The organism is Bifidobacterium thermacidophilum subsp. thermacidophilum DSM 15837, assembly GCF_000426425.1.
Classification (GTDB): Bacteria; Actinomycetota; Actinomycetes; order Actinomycetales; family Bifidobacteriaceae; genus Bifidobacterium; species Bifidobacterium thermacidophilum.
Genome location: NZ_AUFI01000008.1, coordinates 321,958 through 344,545, shown reverse-complemented (window position 1 = coordinate 344,545; position 22,588 = coordinate 321,958). Strand labels below are relative to the sequence as shown.

16 protein-coding genes and 1 pseudogene are annotated in these 22,588 nt (G+C 57.2%); 14 read left to right on the top strand and 3 right to left on the bottom strand.

The window, feature by feature from the left end; genetic code table 11:
• Nucleotides 1–719 precede the first annotated feature (719 nt).
• The 12 genes from K315_RS0105550 (at nt 720) to K315_RS0105490 (ending at nt 14,725) form a co-directional block, all read left to right on the top strand.
• Nucleotides 720–3,185, top strand: a complete 2,466-nt coding sequence (locus tag K315_RS0105550; protein WP_029576558.1) for a CRISPR-associated helicase/endonuclease Cas3 — start codon at nt 720–722, stop codon at nt 3,183–3,185.
• Nucleotides 3,186–3,265: 80 nt separating this feature from the next.
• Nucleotides 3,266–3,973, top strand: coding sequence for a type I-C CRISPR-associated protein Cas5c (gene cas5c, locus K315_RS0105545; RefSeq protein WP_029576557.1), 708 nt, complete (start codon nt 3,266–3,268; stop codon nt 3,971–3,973).
• Nucleotides 3,970–5,937, top strand: coding sequence for a type I-C CRISPR-associated protein Cas8c/Csd1 (gene cas8c / locus K315_RS0105540; protein WP_029576556.1), 1,968 nt, complete (start codon nt 3,970–3,972; stop codon nt 5,935–5,937). The genes cas5c and cas8c overlap by 4 nt, the downstream gene beginning before the upstream one ends.
• A gap of 129 nt (nt 5,938–6,066) precedes the next feature.
• On the top strand, nt 6,067–6,924 hold the full coding sequence (gene cas7c, locus K315_RS0105535) for a type I-C CRISPR-associated protein Cas7/Csd2 (RefSeq protein ID WP_015450166.1): 858 nt from the start codon (nt 6,067–6,069) through the stop codon (nt 6,922–6,924).
• 167 nt (nt 6,925–7,091) lie between these two features.
• The gene (gene cas4 / locus K315_RS0105530) at nt 7,092–7,760 is read left to right on the top strand and encodes a CRISPR-associated protein Cas4 (protein ID WP_081666402.1); all 669 of its coding nucleotides are present in this window, start codon (nt 7,092–7,094) and stop codon (nt 7,758–7,760) included.
• A gap of 10 nt (nt 7,761–7,770) precedes the next feature.
• Nucleotides 7,771–8,802 (top strand): type I-C CRISPR-associated endonuclease Cas1c, encoded by a 1,032-nt coding sequence (cas1c, locus tag K315_RS0105525; protein WP_029576554.1) that lies wholly within the window; start codon nt 7,771–7,773, stop codon nt 8,800–8,802.
• Between the two features lie 126 nt (nt 8,803–8,928).
• On the top strand, nt 8,929–9,219 hold the full coding sequence (gene cas2, locus K315_RS0105520) for a CRISPR-associated endonuclease Cas2 (RefSeq protein WP_029576553.1): 291 nt from the start codon (nt 8,929–8,931) through the stop codon (nt 9,217–9,219).
• Between the two features lie 789 nt (nt 9,220–10,008).
• Nucleotides 10,009–10,557 carry a cupin domain-containing protein gene (locus tag K315_RS09515; protein ID WP_202962323.1) on the top strand — a complete coding sequence of 183 codons (549 nt, stop codon included), beginning with the start codon at nt 10,009–10,011 and terminating at the stop codon, nt 10,555–10,557.
• Nucleotides 10,554–11,447 carry a class I SAM-dependent methyltransferase gene (locus K315_RS0105510; protein WP_152571407.1) on the top strand — a complete coding sequence of 298 codons (894 nt, stop codon included), beginning with the start codon at nt 10,554–10,556 and terminating at the stop codon, nt 11,445–11,447. The genes K315_RS09515 and K315_RS0105510 overlap by 4 nt, the downstream gene beginning before the upstream one ends.
• Before the next feature lie 34 nt (nt 11,448–11,481).
• Nucleotides 11,482–11,661: a hypothetical protein gene (locus K315_RS10415; protein ID WP_152571406.1), complete on the top strand. Its 180-nt coding sequence runs from the start codon at nt 11,482–11,484 to the stop codon at nt 11,659–11,661.
• 246 nt (nt 11,662–11,907) lie between these two features.
• A complete protein-coding gene (locus tag K315_RS09985) occupies nt 11,908–14,088 on the top strand; it encodes a cellulase family glycosylhydrolase (protein ID WP_081666401.1) in 2,181 nt (726 codons plus the stop codon).
• 343 nt (nt 14,089–14,431) lie between these two features.
• Nucleotides 14,432–14,725 (top strand): hypothetical protein, encoded by a 294-nt coding sequence (locus K315_RS0105490; protein ID WP_029576549.1) that lies wholly within the window; start codon nt 14,432–14,434, stop codon nt 14,723–14,725.
• Between the two features lie 584 nt (nt 14,726–15,309).
• Here the strand turns inward: K315_RS0105490 and K315_RS0105485 are convergent.
• The 3 genes from K315_RS0105485 to K315_RS0105475 all read right to left on the bottom strand — a co-directional run bounded on the left by K315_RS0105485 (nt 15,310) and on the right by K315_RS0105475 (nt 18,991).
• Nucleotides 15,310–16,533: an MFS transporter gene (locus K315_RS0105485; RefSeq protein WP_029576548.1), complete on the bottom strand. Its 1,224-nt coding sequence runs from the start codon at nt 16,531–16,533 to the stop codon at nt 15,310–15,312.
• A 195-nt stretch (nt 16,534–16,728) separates the two neighbouring features.
• The gene (locus K315_RS0105480; RefSeq protein ID WP_029576547.1) at nt 16,729–17,625 is read right to left on the bottom strand and encodes a carbohydrate kinase family protein; all 897 of its coding nucleotides are present in this window, start codon (nt 17,623–17,625) and stop codon (nt 16,729–16,731) included.
• A gap of 136 nt (nt 17,626–17,761) precedes the next feature.
• Nucleotides 17,762–18,991 (bottom strand): ROK family transcriptional regulator, encoded by a 1,230-nt coding sequence (locus tag K315_RS0105475; protein WP_029576546.1) that lies wholly within the window; start codon nt 18,989–18,991, stop codon nt 17,762–17,764.
• A 1,085-nt stretch (nt 18,992–20,076) separates the two neighbouring features.
• Here K315_RS0105475 and K315_RS09505 point away from each other — a divergent pair.
• Nucleotides 20,077–21,219 (top strand): annotated as a pseudogene (locus K315_RS09505) (IS30 family transposase).
• Between the two features lie 392 nt (nt 21,220–21,611).
• Nucleotides 21,612–22,223, top strand: coding sequence for a hypothetical protein (locus K315_RS0105460; protein WP_044085820.1), 612 nt, complete (start codon nt 21,612–21,614; stop codon nt 22,221–22,223).
• The last annotated feature ends 365 nt before the right edge of the window (nt 22,224–22,588 follow it).

The following is a 22,588-nucleotide window of genomic DNA, read 5'->3' as shown; positions in this document are numbered from 1 at the left end:
GATCGCTCCCCGTATGGGGAGCGTGAGTTGAAATATCGGTGGAGATCCATGAAACATCCTTGTACACGAATCGCTCCCCGTATGGGGAGCGTGAGTTGAAATCATGTGGTGTGAAGATCATCCCGACGACACGGAACATCGCTCCCCGTATGGGGAGCGTGAGTTGCAATGGAGTTCGTGCTCATAGAACTATCTCCAGAATTGTCATTCCCCATATCAGGCGGCTCGTGGATGTATGTTGCTTTTCACCTTGGTCTGCATCTTTCGGGCTTGCATGTTTCCTGCGTTCTGCTTGCACTTCCGCTTGGCGATGCGATTGTCCAACATTCGTGCCGTTGTGTTCTGCCAGTTTATCTGCTGATTTTATCGGGTCGGCGATGGCGCAAGTTTCTATGTATGATAACTGCGGTGCGTTTGCGCTTTGCGGCAATGAGCGAGAGTCTGCACCAAATGAATCTTTGGTGCAGATACTGCTCTCGCTTCTACTTTTTCAACTCACGCGAATGGATCGAAACTAACCTTTCGCGAACACCGGAGAGGTGTTTTGCCGGTTTTCGGCGATTGCGCATCTTGCTATTCAGTAGAAGAGATAGCGGCAAAATGTGCTATTATTGGTTCTAGCGAACGCCGGCATCGGCAACTGCATGTTACCGATGTGTTTAGTTTAATGCTAAACGGGAGTTCGAGGGAATTGACACTAGCGAAATGCGGAGTGGATTATGGGTGAACAATATGCTCGCACATATGAGAGCCCGGATGGCTTTCGACGGCAGACTTTGCGAGATCATCTGGACGGTACCGGAGCGCTTGCCTGTCGATTCGCGGATTCCGTGGGTCTTGGCCCGTTGGCATCTGCCGCCGCCGAATTGCATGATCTTGGAAAGGCGACTGGGGCTTTCCAGCGTTACCTACTGGATGGTGTCGGCGCCAAGGGTTCGGTGATACATGCATATCAGGGCGCTTTCGCTGTTGAAGATGCCTCCTATTCTGCGCATGGCAAGGTGAATAAGAGCATTTCCCGATTGACTCGAGACATGTTGGAGGTGGCCATAGCGAGCCATCACGGCGACCTTCCCGATTGCATCGACCACGGTGGATCAGACAGTTTTTTCAATCACATGGGTTCATCCGAGAAAGACGATGGGAATTACCACTATGCCGAGGTGAAGTCGAATGTGAAAGAGCTGGGGCTCGACATCGATTCCCTGTGTGCCGATGCTTCGAAGAATCTTGGTGAAGTCTATGACAAGTGCATCAAGGGCAGGCGCGCGAACAGGGATTTCGCGCTCGGAATGCTGACAAAGTATAACTATTCCTGCCTGGTTGACGCGGACCGTTGTGACGCAGCGTGCTTTGGCGATCCCGATGCCGTGCCATATTACGCGGCAAATTGGGACGCGCTCATCGATGCATTCGAGACATATAACGCACGACTTTCCGCTGATACGCCGATTAACGCGGTTCGGGCTGATATTTCACGACAGTGCATGGATTCTGCCACGCGTCCCACGGGGATTTACAGACTGAGCGTGCCTACCGGCGGTGGGAAGACCCTGAGCTCGTTACGGTTCGCTCTGCATCATGCCCGTCAATGGAATAAGAAGCGCATCATCTATGTGATTCCGTTTCTTTCCATCACCAGTCAAACAGCCGCGACATTTCGTGAAGTGCTGGGGCTCGGTGACGACGATTCCGTGCTTCTTGAACATTATTCCGATGCCGGTCGTGGCGAGACCACGCATGACACCGAGATTGCAGATGAGCAGGAGGCGCGACGTCGACTGTCACAAGAGCGGTGGTCGCAGCCGCTCATCGTGACGACCATGGTCCAATTCCTGGAGACATGTATGGCCTCGAGAGGAACGAAACTCCGCAAATTCCATAACATGGCAGATAGTGTCATCATCTTCGATGAGATTCAATCGTTGCCTTCCCATTCGTTGGACCTGTTCAAAGAGATTGTGAATTTTCTTGCAGAGGTTCTTGGAGCAACTATTGTTTTGTGCACCGCAACACAGCCTGCGCTTGAGAACATCGATAAAACCGTCAGACTCGATCTTGCCGACAACCCGGAGCTTGTCACTCTTTCAAAGGAACAGCGCCGCGTTTTTCGCCGTGTCAACATCGTGACGCAGCAGCAACCCCTTCCGATCGCAGGTGATGGCGGACTCGCACAATTCGTGCTTGACAAAGCAAGGGAGAATGGAAGCTGCCTGGCCGTCGTAAACCTCAAGAGCGAGGCTCGGAAACTGACGCAGGAGCTTCGATCTCTTGGCGCGCAATCGCAAGGCTTCACACTCATCCATCTGAGCACCTCGATGTGCGGCGCCCATAGGAACGACGCACTTGCCGAGGTTCGCGCAGCCACAGCGTCCGGCGAACCGATTATCTGTGTGAGCACCCAGCTTATCGAAGCAGGCGTCGATGTATCCTTCGGCACAGTTGTCAGGGCTGCTGCCGGTTTGGGAAGCATAGTGCAGGCGGCAGGACGTTGCAATCGAAATGGCGAATCCGTGAAGCCGCGGAATGTTTATGTCGTTCCTGTTTCCGATGACGACGAGAAAGGGTTGAGCGCTGTCAGAGACATCAAGCGCGGCAAGGAGATCATGATACATTCTCTCGTGCCGCTTGCGTCGAAAAACCCGGATTTCGATCTTCTGGGAAAAGAAGCGCTTGATATGTATAACACTGCGTTTTACAAGGACAAGGTGGAAGGGAACGAGCTGAAGTATCCGCTGCCCGATGGGACGAACGCATATGATCTGTTGGGATTCAACAAGGCTGCTCGTTATGAATACAACACTGTGACGCATCCTGACGGTCCGAGCGCATACGTACATTGCCTCGCCCAATCATTCCGAACTGTCGGCCGACGGTACCAGGTCATTCCCAATCTCACCAAAAGCGTGGTTGTGCGATACCGCTCCAGCGCTGGCACCGATTCCCGCGAGCTGCTCGAGCAGCTTCGCGATGAATACGATCCTCGTGAAAAAGTCCGCATCATCAGAAGGCTGCAGGACTTCACCGTGCAGCTTTTCGATGCAGATTTCAAGAAACTCACGGAAAGGGGGTTGATAACGCTCGCCGATGACGATTTCGAACTCTATGTTCTCGAATCCGATGACTGCTACGACATGAATTTCGGTGTTGTCCCGGATGCTGAGCAGAAGGATCTCTTTTTCTGACGGATTCCCCCAGAAGGAAGGAAGAAATTAGGAATGAATGAATCGCGGTTTACGCCGCATGATGAAGAAAGGAGGCAAGGATGCCGATGAATACAACAATCGAATACGAAGTCACAGGCAAGTATGCACTTTTCTCGGAAGTGGCAACGCGCATTGGCGGCGAAAAGAGCAGCTATCAGGTGCCTACGTACCAGGCGTTGCGTGGAATCACTGAAAGTATCTACTGGAAGCCGACCATCGAATGGTACATTGACGAGGTTCGGGTTGTGAACCGCATCCAAACCGAAGGCAAAGGAATTCGCCCTATCAAGATGAGCGGAGGCAATGACCTCTCGTACTACACATATCTCAAGGATGTGAGATATCAGGTCAAGGCGCATTTTGAATGGAACGATAATCGCGGGGATCTTGCACAGGATCGCAATCCGGCAAAGCACCTGGACATCGCAAAACGAGCGCTCGCGCGCGGAGGACGGCGTGATATCTTCCTAGGTACACGCGAGTGTCAGGGTTATGTCGAGCCATGCGTGTTCGGCGATGGCGAGGGATTCTACGACGATTACGGCGAACTGGACCTCGGTTATATGTTTTTCTGCTTCAGATATCCGGATAATCGTGGAGACGACAGATTCACGCGCAAATTCTGGCGTGTCAAGATGCGTGACGGAGTCATCACATTCCCACGTCCGGATGATGAGAACCTTGATGAATTCCTCGTCTCCGACAAGAAGACGACGCCTCGATTCACGTTGGGGCGCAATCAGAAATCCGTGGAGGAGGAGTCATGACTCTTGTCTCGTCATTGCTGAAGACATATGATTGCGTTCAAAATGCTGCTGGAATAACCGTGGCACAAGCTTCTCAAGGCGGCGAACCAACCGACAAGGATCGCGATGCCGCGGTTCGAAGCACCCTCATGCCGATGAATCACACGACGCTGAAGGTGCAGATTCATGTCACCCTCGACAGCGAGGGAAACGTGGTTTCCATTGAAAAAGAAGGCAAGGCGCATACCATCATCATTCCCTGCACGGAAAAATCGATGAGTCGCACGGTTGCTCCTTGCGCGCACCCGCTGTGTGATCAACTTCAATATGTTGACAAACAGATAGACGGTATGCGCACTGAGAAATACCTGACGCAGCTTGCCGAGTGGAAAGGCGACAATACAGAGCTCAACCTCCTGTATGGCTATTTGTCGAGCCATAGCATCAGCGAGGATGCGCTTGGATTCGGCATAGAGCTCAAACCGAAGACCAGGGACGCGAACGGCAAGGAATCGAAGGGCGATGCGGCGGATGGCGTGTGGTTCACCGTCATCTCACCAGATGGTGAACTTGTCGATCTGGATCGCGATCCAGCAATCCGTGCCAGATGGCAGGAATATTTGGCGGCCGGCAGGTCTGCTAAGGGACACGATATGTTTGGGGAGAAGCTTTATGGACAGGCTAAAACCTTTCCCAAGAAGCTTCTGCCCGCCGCCGGCAATGCCAAGCTCATCTCGTCGAATGATTCCACGAATTACGTCTATCGAGGGCGTTTTACGTCTCCTGACCAGGCACTTGTTGTTGATACTGATGCGTCGCAGAAAATTCATACGACGTTGACGTGGCTTCTCGCGAATAATGCGACGATTGTCGGCAAGCAGGCGATTCTCGTCTGGGCCGTCGATGGCAGGCCCTCATTCCGTGTCGTCGATCCCATGGCTGACACGCTGGATGCGTTTCCCGCGGAAAATGATGAAGTTGGAGAAACAAGTCCGGATGCTGTGGTCGCAGATGCAAGGATGGCGGCTGGCACCTCGTACGCCGCACAATTCCGGGCATTGCTTCACGGATATGGAGACCCGTCGTTTCTCGAACGGCAAAAGCGCACCATCGTCGTTGCCGTATTTGATTCGGCGGTCCCTGGTCGACTCGGTGTGACCTATTACCAGGAACTTCCGGAAGGGGAGTATCTTGACCGAATCGTGCGATGGCATCGTGGCGTGGCTTGGCCGCTCACGACCTTCGTCGCCATACCGGGGTCGGATAAGCGAAAGCCCGTCGACTATGTCGGTGCTCCGTCATTCATCGACATCGTCAATGCATCGACGGACTCACCTGACCGATCGAGTGATGGTTACAAGCTCCATCGCAAACTGGTGGAGCGCCAGCTCATCGAAACAATTTTCAACGGCACTGCGGTTCCGCGGAACATTCTCATGGCCATGTGTCACAAGGTCGAGAAGCCCATGGCATATGACGACTTGAGGAAGTGGCACAGGGATCTGGAAATCTGCTGCAGCCTGTTGAAGAAAAGCACAAACGATGAACCGAAGAGGTTTCACCGCACTGGAAAGGAGATTGGAATGGAACTCGATAAGGACCGCACCGATCGCGATTATCTGTTTGGACGGCTTCTCGCCCTTGCTGATAATTTCGAAGGGTATGTGCTCCGCAAGCAGAATGGCGGCAAAGCGGATAGGGCGACGAACGCCGTGAACCTCATGGGCAATTTCGCGTCGAAGCCGGCAACTACCTGGGAGGAAATCTGGCGCAGGCTTACGCCATACATCCAGAGCCAGAACGGTGCCCCATGGTTCCAGCAGAACGTGGATGATGTGATGGCGCTTTTCCAGCCGGGCGATTATGAGAAGAAGACTCCGCTCGGACCCCTGTATTTGCTGGGATATTCCCATCAGCGCAGAGAGCTGCTGACGAATGCCCGAAAGGCAAAGGAAACAGCCATGTCGCAGGAAACCGCCAACTGACAAGCTCAATGCCTCGCTTCACTCGCCATATGGAAGGGAAGCGGGCAGAACCCACAATCGCAATTATGCAATTTCCGTTTCGCACCCCGTGATGAACCGGTAACCGACAACGAAGTAAGGACAATAATCATGACCGCAATTGAAAACAAGGTTGATTTCGCCATCGTGTTCGCAGTGAAGAACGCGAATCCCAACGGTGATCCCCTTAATGGCAATCGTCCGCGCATGACCGCGGATGGCTACGGCGAGGTTTCGGATGTTGCACTCAAGCGCAAGCTGCGTAATCGTCTCCAGGACGCGGGGGAGAGCATCTTCGTCGAGTCGAGCGACCGTACCGATGATGGCGCCAAGTCCCTCTCCGATCGCTATCGCATGTTCGTGAAGACCCTTGATGGCACCGAGGCGAAGGACCGTAACGCCCTCGCCGCCGCTGCATGCAGCAAGTGGATTGACGTTCGCTCCTTCGGTCAGCTTTTCGCCTTCAAGAAGCGCGATGATGTCGACGAGGTCTCCATCGGCATCCGTGGGCCGGTCTCCATCCAGTCTGCTTTCTCCATCGATCCGGTTGCCATCGATGATGTCCAGATCACCAAGTCGGTGAACAGCGAGCCGACTGATGACGGCGGACGTTCGTCTGACACCATGGGCATGAAATACCGTGTCTCTGGCAAGGCGATCTATGCGACGTATGGCAGCATCAGCCCCCAGCTGGCCGAAAAGACCGGGTTTTCCGCGGACGATGCGGAAAAAATCAAGCAGGCTATGGTCACGCTGTTCGAAGGCGATTCCAGCGCTGCACGTCCTTCCGGATCCATGGAAGTGATTGATGTGGTGTGGTTCCAGCACAATTCCAAGCTTGGACAGTACTCGTCTGCTAAAGTCCATCGTTCCGTGAAAATCGATGCATCGGATCTCGACAATGTCAAGGTGAGCGTTGACGAGGCATCTGTTCCTGGGCTTTCATACGAAGTTATCGAAGGCCGCTGAGTAATCCCGCCGGAGGGCGTGGGCGCATCCTTGCGTTGACGCCCTCCGGTTTCTGTCATTCCTTACCCTGCGCCGGTCGATGGCGGCGCGGATTTCTGTAGCGGGAAGTGATTTCCATGTCTGCGTCGTTTCGACGTGTTACCGAATATCCTGAGGATCAATGGCTCATGCTTTCAGGCATAGAGCATTTTGAATATTGCCAACGTCAATGGGCGCTTATTCACATCGAGCAACTATGGAAAGACAACGGGCTGACTACCGCCGGCACCATCGTTCATGAACGCGCTGATGACTACGCCCAGTCCGAGACGCGTGGTGATCTCTTGATACTGCGGAACCTCCGTGTGTTCTCCGCTACGCTTGGTGTGACCGGTGCGTGTGACGTTGTTGAATTTCGACGTTCCGACAGCGGCGCGACACTGAGAGGTCGTGATGGACGATGGCAGCCCTATCCTGTCGAATACAAGCACGGAGGTGCACAACCATACAATCGTGCGGGGCACTACCAATTGTGCTGCGAGGCGATGTGCCTTGAGGAAATGCTGTCCTGCACGATACCTGCAGGCGCGATGTATTACAACAAGAATCGCCGCCGCGAGGTTGTTGAATTCGATGAGGAGCTGAGGCAGCGCGTGCGTGACGACCTGGCGTCGATGCATGCGTTGTTTGAGCGAGGCTACACTCCACGTGTCAAGCGCTCCAAGAAAAGATGCCGGTCATGTTCCCTTGTGGATCTGTGCCTTCCGGAACTGGGTTCTTCGGAGTCTGCATCATCGTATATCAATGACCGGATTGAAGAAGTTGCTGGCGGGTTGAATCAGAAAACCGCAGAATGAGGTGTGAGCGATGCGTACGCTATTGAATTCATTGTTCGTGCTAAGCGAGGACGTGTATTTGTCTTGCAAAGACGACAATGTCTACGTTGAACGCGGCAAGGAACGCGTCGGCTCCGTTCCCTTGCGATCGATCGAGCATATTCTGTGCTTCAGCTACAAAGGAGCCTCGCCGGCTCTTATGGGGCGTTGCGCCGAGCTTGGTGTTTCGCTGTCGTTCTATTCCCCTTGGGGAAAGTATTACTGCTCGATTTTCGGTGAGAATTCTCGGAATGTGCTTCTCAGACGCGAGCAATATCGTATTGCCGATGATGAGTCGCGTGCGTTGCCCATCGCCAAGTCCTTCGTTATCGGAAAGGTCTACAATGCGCGCTGGGTCCTCGAACGTGCCCGTCGCGACCATGCCATGAGCATCAACATGGAGCGTGTGGCTGGACAAAGCCATCTTCTGGCTGATGCCATTGTCTCGGTTCGCGCGCAGACATCTATTGATGCGTTGCGTGGCGTTGAAGGGCGTGCAGCCCAGGATTATTTCTACACATTTGATGATCTCATTTTGCGGGATAAGGATGACTTCTTCTTCGAATCCCGGAGCAGGCGGCCTCCGATGGATCGGATGAATGCATTGCTTTCTTTCGTGTATGTATTGCTGGCAGGGGATTGCGCGGCGGCACTGCACGGTGTGGGGCTCGATCCGTATGTAGGTTTTCTTCACCGTGATCTTCCGGGACGCGAATCGCTCGCGCTTGACCTGATGGAGGAGCTTCGCTCTGTTCTCTGTGACAGGTTCGCACTTTCGCTGGTGAACACAGGAGCAATAAAGAGTTCTGATTTCGAAGAACGTGAAAATGGTGGCGTATTCTTGAATGACAAGGGACGTCGGACAGTGCTTGCTGCTTGGAAGAAACGTAAAGATGAGGTGCTTACTCATCCGTTCCTGAAAGAGAAAATTCCGTGGGGGCTGGTTCCATATGTGCAAGCGCTACTGCTTGCTCGCACGATTCGAGGCGACCTTGATGCATATCCGCCATTTATGTGGAAATAATACTTAATTTCTATTGATGAATCGTGAAAATATGGAGTATGACATCGGCTGACAACGATGCCGCGGACATCGGCTTCAAAGTGCTTCGGTGCGTTACCGGATTAGAGAGAGGAGTCGAATATGCCAATGATGATTCTTGTGACATATGATGTCAATGTCGAGACGACAGCCGGTAAGCGCAGATTGAGACGCGTGGCTAAATCTTGCACGCGCTATGGCCAGCGTGTGCAGAATAGCGTGTTCGAGTGTGTCGTATCGATGTCTGATTACCTAACGCTGAAAAAAGAGTTATTGGAGATTATCGATGAGGATCATGACAGTTTGCGCATGTACCATATGGGTTCGAAATATTCTTCGCATATCGAGAGCTTTGGCGTAGATAATCATACTGACATTGATGGGGTAATGATATTGTGATTGAGAACTAGGTATGCTTTGCGCCACTGGGCAACTTCCCAGATGATGAGTGTGTCAGAACATGCGACATAACAGTACTGTGCCATCCCTACGTTTCAGTCGCTCAGCGGGAAGTAACTCTATTCGGATATTCTCAATGTCGACAGATATCCATGCCGAGGTCAGGGGGCGCTCGCCGTCATCATCCGCAACCCACACAGACTCCGAAATATCGGAATCTCGGTTGTCTGTGGCGGGGTTGTATCTCGCCTATCTGTAGTACCTCACGAACCGTATCTCCACTATCTGTGTTAATGCGTGCCCGATACCGCGAGTATGGCCCGCGGAATATCAACGACTATACTCGCGGTATCGCCGGTCGGCGAACCCTGATAAGCGAGATAGCCTCCGGCAGGTACTACAGATACCGCAGATACACGCAAATCGGCGTACAGTGTTCCGGTGTCGCAGCGCCAGTTCTCACTGTCAGCCGCGTCACTGAATGCATCTTGGTATGCTCGCGGCGGTAAGGTCGCAACGCCGGTGTCCCACTGTGAGTCGCGTCCGCCGCGTCCTGGCACGGTTGCCTGCCATGTCCAGTCGTCTCGGCAGGGCCTGGGTAAACGATTATCGCAACAGCGTATGTCTGGAGTTGTTGCCTGCGGGACAGACGGGTGGAACCGTTGGCCGGTGTGATACACCCTACACTGCTGGCTCCAATTTCCTGTTGAAAAGTCTTGAAGTGTTGCGCTGTCATTGTGATAATGAACCTGCATTCAGCGTTTCTGCGTATTGCCGGGGACGCGACGCGTGCAGGATTTGTCTCATACCGAATACAGAAAGAGAGGCATCATGGCCAAGACGACTGTTTCCGAATCTGTCGTGAGTACCGGAATCAACGAGAATCTTCCCATTCTTGATGACACGACCACCTCCCGCGTAGTGGTGAACAACCCGTTGTTGCGACACGTGTTCTTTACGTTCGGTGAAGGGCAGGTGCTCACAGATCACGCGTCAGCGCGCGCGGTGATCGTCAATATTCTTGAAGGCAAGTTTGATTTTACGGTCGGCGGGACAAAGAATATCGTCACTGCGGGCGACGTGATTTATCTGGCGCCGGGGGAGAGGCATGCGTTGACCGCATTGGAGCCGAGCCGTATGTCGTTAACGCTGATTGACGTGGAATCGATGCGTCAGACGCAAGATGGCGATGCTCGTGATACGCAACTGGATTCGTGTGACCCGTCTCACCGGGGCCACCATGGAAGCTGCGGATGCCATGGGCATGAGGGCCATCACGGTGAACATCTTCAAGAACAAGGAGATTCACGACTCGAACAGCAGGATGGTGATCGGTGACCACTTCGGACATGTCCAACAATCCTCATGCTTCGGGCACTCCTTCAAATAAGCAGAGCGTCATCGGCTCGCGGAATGCCCAGATTGTGCAAAGTGTCCACGGCCAGCGCTCCGGCCCCGAGGAGCAGCGCCTGCAAGGGCACTGGTTGCTCGCCAAGATGGGCAAACGCGTGCTGCGCCCCGGTGGCATCGAGCTGACTCGTGCCATGCTTGATGCCGTTGGCGTGAACGCTGAAGATGACATTGTTGAATTCGGCCCCGGAGTGGGCAAGACCGCAGCGTTACTGCTCGCCACGAATCCCCGCAGCTATACGGGTGTCGACCCGAATCCGGAGGGTGAAACGGCAATGGGCGAGATCGTCGGCGAACACCGTCAAGCGAGAATGGTCAAGGCGGATGCCGCGCGTACCGGTCTGCCGAACGCATCTGCGAGCCTTGTCATCGGTGAGGCCATGCTGACCATGCTCCCACTTGAACGCAAGCATGCCGTAGTGCGTGAAGCCGCGAGAATCCTCAAGCCCGGGTGCCGCTATGCAATCCATGAGATGGGATTGAAACCGGAAGATGCCGACCGGCAATTGCGCAATGACCTGGAGCGCGGAATCTCGTGGGCGATTCATGTCGGGGCCAGGCCGTTGACGCTCCCAGAATGGGTGGACATGCTCGACGACGAAGGATTCGACGTTACCGCCACGCTGGAACGCCCGATGCGCCTACTGGAGCCCGCCCGCATCGTCAGTGACGAGGGATTCGGCGGCGCGATGCGGTTCGCCGGCAATATGATACGCAATTCGGCGGGTAGAAAGCGGGTTCTTGCTATGCGCAAGGTGTTTCGCCAGTACGATGCGAACCTGTGCGCGTACGCGATTGTCGCCGTGAAGAGAGCGTAAGACGGGAGGGCGGTAATTCGCTGATGGTCGGGTGATGATTTGCCGGGTGATGATTTGCCGGGTGATGCCGGCCGCATATCTCTCTTCAGCTGACATGTGCTTGATTGCGGCGATCGTGGTCTGGCCGGTGACAATCGCTTTGCCTATTGTCATGGTCCGTTTGATGGCCATTGGTTGTCCGCTGGACAGCGCATGGATTATTCTTGATGCTTGATTCACGTGAAATGTGACGGAGGTCACAATCGACTTGTTGATTGCGTGCCGTTCGGTGCATGGATGCTGTGAATCACGGCCGGGCAGTCGTTGACCGGTCGTTCTGAGAAATCATCCGAGGAATTTCCGTCAGGCCTTCCCAAGCTTCCGCGGAATCCATTCCAGGAAGTTTCAGGAGTCCCTGTGGAATTCATCAAGGAGTTCAAGGAAGTATCCCAAGGAAAGTCAGTTATCGAAGGAGATTGATGTGACATCAACCAGTCAGCCATTGTCGCGGATACTCGCGGCGATCGCAGCTAGTGCAATGCTGGCAACCGGGTGCGCGACAGGCGTTGCAGCCGTGTCCGCGCAGTCCGCCGTCGCAGCCCAGCCAGCTGCTGCGAGCAGTGTGGACTACACGCAGGCGATGAAGTCTTTCACCGCGGACGCCAGCGGCGATCAGCTCGCCTACGCGGTCAACGGCGAGTTGAAAGACGTGGCTTACCAAGACACTCCGGTAGGCCGGCACGGCAAGCTGTCCATTGGCAAGGCGGCGGGATTCAGCGCGCCGACCGTGCTTGACGAGCATGGTCAGCCGTTCCAGCTGCGCGGCGCGAGCACCCACGGCGCGCAATGGTTCCCGCAGTACATCAACCGGGAGGCGTTCCAGTCGTTGCGCGACGAGTGGGGCATCAACATGGTGCGTCTGGCGCTCTACCCGCGCGAGGGCGGCTACCTGCAGGGTTCGCAGGCCAAGATGGACGCGAAAATCGAGGAAGCCGTCAACGCGGCCAACGAACTGGGCATGTACGTCATCCTTGACTGGCACGTGCTCAACTACAATCCCAACGGGGACGCCGACAAAGCCGAAGAGTTCTTCATCAAGTATGCAACCAAGTACAAGAACCTGAAGAACGTCCTCTACGAAATCGACAACGAACCGACATCCACCTCCTGGTATGACGGCTCCGGCAACGACTTGTACACGTACAGCAAGCGCATCACCAAGGCGATTCGCGCCACCGGCAACCAGTCCGTGGTCATCTGCGGAACCAACACGTGGTCGCAGGACGTGGACGCGGTCGCAGCCAGGCCGCTGTCCGCCGACGGCATCACCAACGTGGCGTACACACTGCACTTCTACGCGGGCACGCATTACGACAACATCAAGAACAAGCTGCGTACGGCCTTGGCCGCCGGCACACCGGTGTTCGTCTCCGAATTCGGCATCACCGACGCGTCCGGCTGGGGCGGGATTGATATCGCCAACGCGAACGATTGGATGACGCTGCTGACGCGCAACAACATCAGCTACGCCGCCTGGTCGCTGTGCAACAAGGGCGAAGGCGCATCCTTCCTCAAGGAATCCACGAGCAAGACCAGCAAGTGGACCGGCAGCGAACTGTCAACCAGTGGCATCTGGCTGGTCAACACCAGCCGTCGCATCCAAGCCATGGTCGATGGCGTGAGTCACTCAGGCGGCAGCGGCACTGGTGAGACGCCAACCGATCCGACGCCTGACCCGACGCCTGACCCCACGCCTGACCCGACGCCTGACCCCACGCCGAGCGAACCGACTGACTCAACCACCCCGACCGACCCCACCGAACCGAGCGATCCGCAGACCACAACCACCGGCCTGACCGTCGAAGCGAAAGTCGGCAGCGACTGGGGGATGGGCGCGAACGTCAACGTGACCGTCAGCAACCCGTCCGACGCCACGTACAAGGGCGGCTGGAAGGTCGAGTTCGACCTGGCAGGCACCATCACCAACCTGTGGTGTGGCAAAGTCGTGAGCCATACCGGCAATCATTACGTTGTCTCCGATGCCTCGTGGAACGCCTCGATCGCCCCGAAGCAGAGCACTTCCTTCGGATTCGGTGTGTCGAAGACGCCGACGAGCAGCGCGCTGCCGACGAATCTGACGGTGAACGGTGTTGCCGCGGGTGCTGCGGGTGATTCCTCGAAGGTGTCGGGATCGACTGATTCGTCAGCGGATTCGTCCAAGGATTCGTCGAAGGATTCGAACGATCAGAAGACCTCCGATGATCAGAAGACCGATTCCTCGGATACCAAGCCTGCGGATACCAAGCCGTCCGACGGGCAACCATCCGATGGACAGTCTTCCGACGCGAAGCCTGCCGCCTCCGCCCTGACCGCTGAAGCCAAAGTTAACAGCAACTGGGCTGTCGGCGCGACGGTCCAGGTCGTGGTCAACAACAAGACCGATGCCGTACACGAAGGCGGTTGGACCATCGAATTCGATCTCGACGGCGACATCACCAACCTGTGGAACGGCACCATCGCGAGCCACAAAGGTAATCACTACGTCATTACCAACGCTTCGTGGAACGGCACCATCGCGGCTAAACAAAACGCGACATTCGGGTTCACGATGTCAAAGTCGCTGTTCGCTAGTGCTGAACCGACGAACGTGACCGTGCGATAGGCGATTTCCTGGCCTGACGGAACCATTGGTGCGATGACGGCAGCAATGATGGTGGCGATTGCGGTGGCGGTGCCGGGAAAAGTCATCGAATGCCGGGACGTCCCTGAATTCCCGTAATCGCGGTGAAGTCTGCCTGGGAATGCTGACAGCCCGGGGTAACGCTTCTTGATGGGGCGTTCCCCGGGCTGACTTTTCGGCGCGACCGTCGTGGACGGTCTTCTCCGCCCATGTCGCTTACGTCGTCGCGAGACCGGACACTCTGACCGGTCTGGTCGAACAAGCTGATCGTTGAGCATAGGCTAGAGAAGAGTGGGCAGAGGGGAAGCAACAAGAAAGGCGAATCATGGCAAGGAAACCTGACCCGACACCGGGGTGGCTGTTCAGATGCGACAAGCTGCAGTGGCAGCTCGAATTGCGCTTGTATGACAACCGCGTGGAGGCTGACATCCCCACTTACTGGCTCCGCAGATACAAACGCACGGATGTGATATTCCTCAAAGACGTGCTCGGTGTGCAGGTACAGCGCAAGCAGGTCACGCTGTCGCTGTCCGGATGGCGGTCCTCGTTGTTCATCTTTCGACGTGCCGACGATGCGCTCGAGTTCTCCCGGATGCTCAGCGGGCTGATCGGCCGTTGAATGCGATGGTGATTCAGACTGGACATTCTGACCGGTCTGGCTGCGGGGGAGCGCCGATGGTCGTCGTGGTCTGTGTGGATGCTGTCGTTCCGGCTTGAACGGTGACGTTAATGGACGCGGGCTGCGTATGTTGTCGCGTGCATATCGTGACGAATGGATGTCGCTCGGGCTTGCTCTGTCGCCGATTTGGCGGGTTGCGTATGTCGATACCTGCGTGGTTGGTCCTACCTCGTTCTTGCGGTGTCATCGCGTGAGGATTGGCTCACACAGTGACAGTCTGAGAGCGTCAGGACTATTGATTCTATGCCGGGAAGCGTCACTTTGTGAGGATTGGCTCGCACGATGACATACTCCCGTCCCAGCCCTCAGCCGCCCGGCAGTCATCCAGCCAGTCCATATGCAAAAAGGCCCGCTGTGCGAGTCAATCCTCACACAGCGGGCCTTCGGACCGCGGTAAATTTCCGGACTCAGCTGAGTCACTGACCGGGCGGAACATTCGCCAACGGAGCCAACAGAGCTAACCGAGTGAATCACCCTGTCCGGCCTCAAGCGGTTCCAGTCCGGTCATCACTCGTGGTCATCACTCACTTCTTCGCCGGCTCCATCGCCTTGTCATACGCCAGCGCAATCGCGAGCACGTAAATCGCGCCCACCGCCACGACGATAATCGAACCGGCTTGCCCCATCGCGTCAGCGGCGGCACCCATGATCGGCGGGAAGACAGCGCCTCCGATCAGGCCCATCATCATCAGGCCAGACACCTCGTTCTGGCGGGACGGCAGGGTGTTCAGCGCGTGCGACAGGCACAGCGAGAACACGTTCGCGTTACCGAAGCCGATCAGCGCGACCGCCAGATAGAACAGCCACTGCGGCGGGTTCGAGGCGATGGTGGTGAACACGGCGAAGCACGCGACGGACAGCACCATGATCGCGCCGCAGATGCGCAACGCGGTCTTGTTGTCCATCTTCTGCAACACGATGCCGCCCAATCCCGTGCCGATGGTACGGAACGCGAAGTAGACGGAGGTCGCTCCCGCCGCGGTGGCGAGCGGGACGGCGGTGTGCTCCATCAGGATGCGCGGCGCCTGCGCGTTGATGCCGACATCGATGCCCACGTGCGCGATGATGCCGAGGAAGCACAGCAGCACAATCGGGTTGCCGAGTAGTTTGAAGCAGCTGACGATGCTGGTCTGTCCGGCGTCGGGTGCAGGTTCGTCGATTTTGTCAGGCGCCAAGGCCACGCCGACGATTACGCCGATAATCAGGTAGATGACGTACAGCACCCACCATGCACCGAGCTTGGATGCACCCCATCCGGCGATGAGCGGCGCGAAGAACGAGGCGAATGCCTTGACGAACTGGCCGGTGGTGAGGGTGGAGGCGAGTTTGTCGCCGTTCACGAACACGGTGAGTAGTGGGTTGAGCGGCACCTGCATGAGGGTGTTGCCGATGCCCAGCAGCGAGAACGAGACGATCATCAGCACCAGTCGCGGCGTGCCGGCGGCGCCCGTGTAGGCGACAACCGGCAGCAGCATGGCCACGGCGGTGACAATCAGCGAGATAAGAACCGTTCTGCGGCGTCCGATTTTGTTCATCAGTACGCCGGTGGGTACGGAGAAGATCAGGAACCAGAAAAACACCATGGAGGTGAACAGGTTCGCTTGGGAGTCGGACAGGTTGAATTCCGGCTTGACATAATTCGTGGCGGTGCCGACAAGGTCGACAAAGCCCATGACGAAGAACGCGGCCATCACTGGGACAAGCGCCCTGACTGTGGTGTTCTTCGCCGTCGCTGTGGTGTTGCCCATAATTTCCCCTTTTGATGCAACGCGATTGGTGACGGTTGATGCAGTTGATGTGTGGGCTTCCGACAGTGCGTTGTTGCGCAAGCGTACGGAGTGGACACACCCCAGCCGTCACTGGTGATAGGCCGGATAACGGTTGGGGCGTGGGGAGCCGCACGCTATTGTGCGGTCAGGGAATCAGTTGTGGTGCGTCTGGGTTCACAGGCCGGCTTCGGCGAGATAATCAGGAATGTGCTCCGGATACTCAGGCCATGCGCCATCGTTCGTGCACACGAAGGCGGCGGTGTTCACGGCGGCGCGGTGGGCTTCCTCGAGGCTCGCGCCGGTGAGGATCTTCGCTGCGAAAGTGCCGGAGAAGGAGTCGCCAGCGCCGACCGTGTCCGCGACCTCGACATGCGGGGTGGACAGCGTGGAGCTGTCGCCGGTCTTGGAAATGATTGTGCTGAAGGTCGCGCCGCCGGTCAGGATGATGTAATCTAGGCCGTACTGGGTGAGGAACCAGCGGCAGGCCTCGTCGTCGGAAGTGCCGCGGATGCCGAACATGTCGCGCAGCAGCAGGAGTTCCGCATCGTTGAGCTTGAACACGGTCGCGTAGCCGAGCAGCTCCTCGATCAGCTCCTTGGAGTAGTGGTCGCCGCGGATGTTGATGTCGAAGAACTTCATGGCGCCGGGCTTCGTGTGCTTGAGCAGCTCGACGATGGTGTCATGCGATTCGGGGGAGCGCAGGCCGAGCGTGCCGAAGCACACGCAGTCGGCTTTCTCGACCTGATCGATCAGTTCGTGGGTGTACAGGATGTGGTCCCATGCCACGCCGCGGACAATCGTGTACTCCGGGATGCCGTTCTTGAGGGCGACATCCACGGTGCCGGTCGGCCAGGCGTTGCGCTGGATGATTGCGTTGATGCCGGCGTCCTTGGTGACTTTGACCAGTTCGTCGCCGAGATCGTCTTCGCCGACCGCGCTGATCGCGTAGCCGTCCGCGCCGTTGTGCATGGCGTGGTAGATGAAGTTGACCGGGGCGCCGCCTGCGCGCTTGCCTCCGGGGAGCATATCCCACAGAAGTTCGCCGAGTGAGAGAACGATTGGCTGTGCCATGATGGTTCCTTTCGATATGTTGGTTGTTGTGGTTGGTTTGTTCTGTTTTCCGATTGGGAAATCTTGGGGCGGGCGGCCGTGCTGTTGCGCTGCGGCGGCTGTGCGGCGGCCGGTGATGGCTATCGCACGGTGTTGGTTATGTGATAGCGAAGAACCTTGACGGGTGGTCTAGGAACTGGGTCACCGCGACCGCGGCGGCGCCGATGACGGCGGCATCCGCGGGAAGTTTGGACAGGCAGATGGTGGTTGCCTTGTTGAGTTCGGGAATGACACGTTCATCGACCACTTCGCGCGCGGCTTCGAGCAGGGGTTGACCGCCTTCGGCGACGATGTCGCCCAGTACGATGCGCTCGGGGTTGAACGTGTTGAAGATGGTCACGCAACCGTAGCCGACGTACCGGCCGATGTCATGGACGAGCTCTTGTGCCGCGTGGTTGCCGTGGGCGGCCTGCTCGAACAGTGCGTGGCATGCCTGCTTGTGGGTCATGCCGCCCATGTCGGGGACGATGCCGGTTCCGGCGAGCCGCTCGTGGATGGCGACCGCGGAGCAGTAGCGTTCGAGGCATCCGCGGTTGCCGCAATCGCAGGGCAGGCCATTGACGTCGATGCTGACATGGCCGATTTCGGCCGCGGCACCCTGGGCTCCGTTGACGAGCCTGCCATCGTCGATGACACCGAGGCCGACGCCTTCGCCCAGCAGATAATAGGCGAGATTGTCGCAGTTGTTGCTTGCCGGATCGAACAGATATTGCGCGAGCACGCCGGCGCGGGCGTCCTGCTCGACGAACACCGGTACGCGGAACGCATCGGAGAACTCATCGAGGAAATTGAATGTGCGCCAACCCTGCATTGAGGAGACGACGGCGGTTCTGCCTTCGTGGCGCAGGTAGGGGCCTGGGACCGCCATGCCGATGGCGACGATGGAAGGGTTACTGTCAAGCAGGGTGCTGATGGTCTCGTGAATGCTGTGGATTGTCTCGGGAATCGTGTCGTTCTTGACGGTCGGCAGGTCTGTGAGGCTTGATGTCGCGCCCTTGAGGTCGAATACGCCGATTTCGACGAGGCTGCGGGCGAATTTCACTCCGATGAAATGGAACTGTTTGGGGTCGAGTTCCAGGCCGATGGACCGGCGGTTCTTGCGACCTTCGATGCCGCCCACTTCGTGGATGATGCCGGCGTCGATCAGACGTGCGGTGATTTTCGTGATTGCCGCCGCGGATAGGCCGAGTGCGTGGGCGATGCTGGCGCGTGAGCTGATGCCGTGCGTGTACAGGTAATGCAGTACGCGGGATCGGTTGGTTTCTGAAACCGTTGACTGGGTGGTCGGGGTGGTTTGGCTGGTCTTGCCGGTCGATTCTGCGTTCATGGCACCTCCTTGCACGCGTTCTGCCTGCTCCGCTTGCAAGCGGACGGTTCGTCTTTGAATCTGAACTTGATTAAAAGTTTAACTCGGTTAACACAAAACGGCAAGCAGGGTTGTCGGCGTGTCGTGTGCTGGTTTCCGAACTGCTTACCTCACGCCTCGCTTCGCATGTCGGCCGCCAGGGTGCGCATTGAAAGATGACCCTGGCGACGACTTCGACTAGGCACCGCGGCATCTGCCGCTTCCCGTGTGCGATGGCATGTGTAATCCTGCGTTGTCTGTGATCGCCAGAGCTGGTGTGGAGCGTTGGCTGTGTTGTGTATGCCATGACATGCGTGAGGCCTATTGACACTGTGATTGTTCGTGGCGGAGGGGGGTATGTGCTGTGTCATGTGTGCACCGGCATGCGTTGGATGCTATATATCGTGATGGTGCCTATAAATCGTGATGGTTCTGTCGTGTTGCGTATGCCTTGATATGCACAATAGGTCGGGGTGCGCTGCGATTATCCAGAAGGACAGGCAACCTGCTGTCTTGCGTATGTCGGGACATGCGCGATGGCTGATTGTTGCCGTGCCGGGCCGAGTCGATTGGGTCGTTTGCTGCGCTATGCATGTCCGGGTATGCGCCGACTGCTGGATATCGCGATAGTCGTGGGGAGATGATGGTGTCTGGTACGTCACGTATGCGGGGACACGCGTGATGTTGTGGTTGTGCTGTGGTTGCATGGGCGAGCGCGGGCATCTGTTGCGGTACGCAACCTCGGGATACGCATCTGATTGGTTGTTGGAAATTATTGTGCGCAGGTCTGGCTGTTCGCGAATCATGCATGTCGTCGCATACGTACTGCCTCAGTTGGTCTTCAGGGGCTCGCGTTTCCTCGCGGCTCCCCGCGCCGCCGCCTGATTGTAGACTCTCTTGGCGGATTCCGTGATGTTGGGCGTACCGACCTGTGCACAACAGAATGCTTCTTCCAACTTCTATCCACATGTCTTGGTTCATCCCGTTTTCAAAGTGCAAGTGCAACACCTCAGCTAGGGTTGTGGGTTGAAAGAAAAAATAACAAGCCCTAGAAAGGTGTTGCACCGATGTCATCCTACAGCCACCTGACGGCAAGCGAGCGGGTCCTGATCGACAGGCTCCGTTTCCGCGGGCACCGGTCGATCCGCCAGATCGCGGACATGATCGGACGCAGCCCGTCCACCGTCAGCCGCGAGTTGAGACGCAACCTGTGGAACCCGTCCAACGAGAACGAGTCGTACCGTCCGTACCGTCCCGCGCGCCTGAAGACCGGGGCGTGGACCGGCGGGCCGTACTATTGCGCGTCGGCCGCGCAGCGCCTGGCCGTCAAGCGGCGCGAACGGTGCGTGCGCCGGCGGCGCATGTCATACGACCGGCTGGTCGCGTGGGTCATGGACGCGCTGCGGCGCGGCTGGTCGCCCGCCACGATGGCCGGCAGGCTGCGCCTGGAGTACCCCGACGACCCGCTGATGCGGCCGGCCATGAGACGCTGTACTCGTGGGTGTACCGGCAGGCGGCCGACGGGACGCGCGACCTGCGCGCCTACCTGCCGCGCGGCCATCGCCGGCGGCGGGCGCGCAAGGGGCGGCGCGGGCGGCGCATCCCCATCCCGGCGCGCGTGTCAATCCACGAACGGCCCGCCGCGGTGCAATCACGCCGCGAGTTCGGGCACTGGGAATCGGACACCGTGATCGGCGGCGGGGTCACGCGCCGGTGCACCGACACGCAGGTCGAACGCAAGACCCGCTTCCTGGTCGCCACACTGGTCGATTCGAAGGAGGCGGCCGCGACCGCGGCCGTCGAGGCGCGCGTGTTCGGCGCGCTGCCGCCCGCGGCTAGGACCGGCCGCACATGGGACAACGGCAGCGAGTCCGCGCTCCACCTGTTGGTCGACGAGTCGACGGGCATGCCCGCCTATTACGCGGACCCGTACAGCTCATACCAGCGGGGCAGCAACGAGAACCGCAACGGCATGATCCGCCGCTACCTGCCCAAGGGCACGAGCCTGGACGACATGGCCCAGGACGAGCTCGACGAGACCGCCCGGCGGATCAACGGCACGCCCCCTGAAGGTCCTCGGCTGGCTCACACCGGCCGAGGCATGGGACGAGCAAATGGAACGACTCGCCGCCCAAGACACACCCGTCCCCGGGCACCCCGTACAATCAACCCCAACCCACAACACAAGGCAATGTTGCACTTCAAACTAGAAAACGGGCATGATGCACGGCGGCATCTGTTTGGATATGGTCGAATCATGACAGAGATATTGCAATGCCCGAAACTCGTTGAACGTTCCCGCAATCTTGGTACAGGGGAATTCTTTGAATCCACGCGTGCCAGACTGATACGCGTCCGTGCTGTTACGCTGCAACGCTGCCGTGAAGCCCAGTCGCGAAGTCGTAAACGTCTGATATTCGGCTTGGAGACTGCACTGAAACTGATGTGTGTGGAAGTCCCCACGGAGATTGACGATGACCGCTTGACCGCGGTCGCTCCTGATTGTCCCAGCAGACCACAGCTTCATGGTGTCCGGTCAATCGTCTGGCCATACGAATTGCCGACGTTGACTGTCGACGGTATAACGTGTGTGACGCCGGGCATGACATGGATCATGTATGCCGGCAAGGTAGGGTTGCGGGAGATGGTCATGCTCGGTGATGCGCTCATCCGCCGTGATGCTGAGCAGAAGTGCTGTTCCATCGGGCAGCTGGAATCGGCTGTCACGGATTTTCTTCGGATTGCTAGCTTCCGGGGCCGCAATCGATTCCAAACATGTACGCGAGGGCTGAAGCTGATACGCGAGAACACCGACTCCTTTCCTGAAACTCTTCTGCGGCTAGCGCTCATGCAGCGTGGATTGCCATGTCCGCAGGTCAACTATTGTCTGGAACTTCCTGGCGGAACCGGTGGTCGCGGCGAACGGTTGTTTCTGGATTTGGCGTACCCGCAAGCCCGTGTGGCAATTGAGTATGACGGGCGCCAGCATGCTTGGCAGTGGGATCGTGATCAGCGTCGGCTGAAGATGATTGGCGACGCGCATTGGGTACACGTTGCAGCGACCAACGCTGACTTGTGCAGTGAGCAGTCGCGCGCGGCGTTGGTGGCAAGCGTTGCTGACCGGTTGGAACGCCAGTTGGGTCGCCGGGTGCGGGTGGGAAAGACGTTGACGCTTCGCCAGTTGTCTGATCCGCGTCGTGCTCTTGCCCATTGAACCGCACAGGGTGTCGGATTACGTATCTGTCGGCATGCGCCAGCCGATGGATATCTGCTGCGAAGACGTTTCCCGGTGGCCTATGTCTGCATTCGTATGTCCGGACATACGTGGCGTGTCTTTAGTAAGAGGAAGGCGGGGGAATGGGGGTATTTCTGTTAAGTTGCGTGTGCCGGGATATACGCAACTTGTCACCAAGACGGCAATGTCATGGTGATGGCGGTGATATGTCGAGACATGTATGGCGGGACATGCGGAGCTGACGGGATGGGGCGCAAATTGTGTGGGAAGAATAGCGGTCAGGTAAGTTGCGTATGTCGAGACATGCGGAGCGGGTGGGACGACTCGATGATGGTACAGCCAAG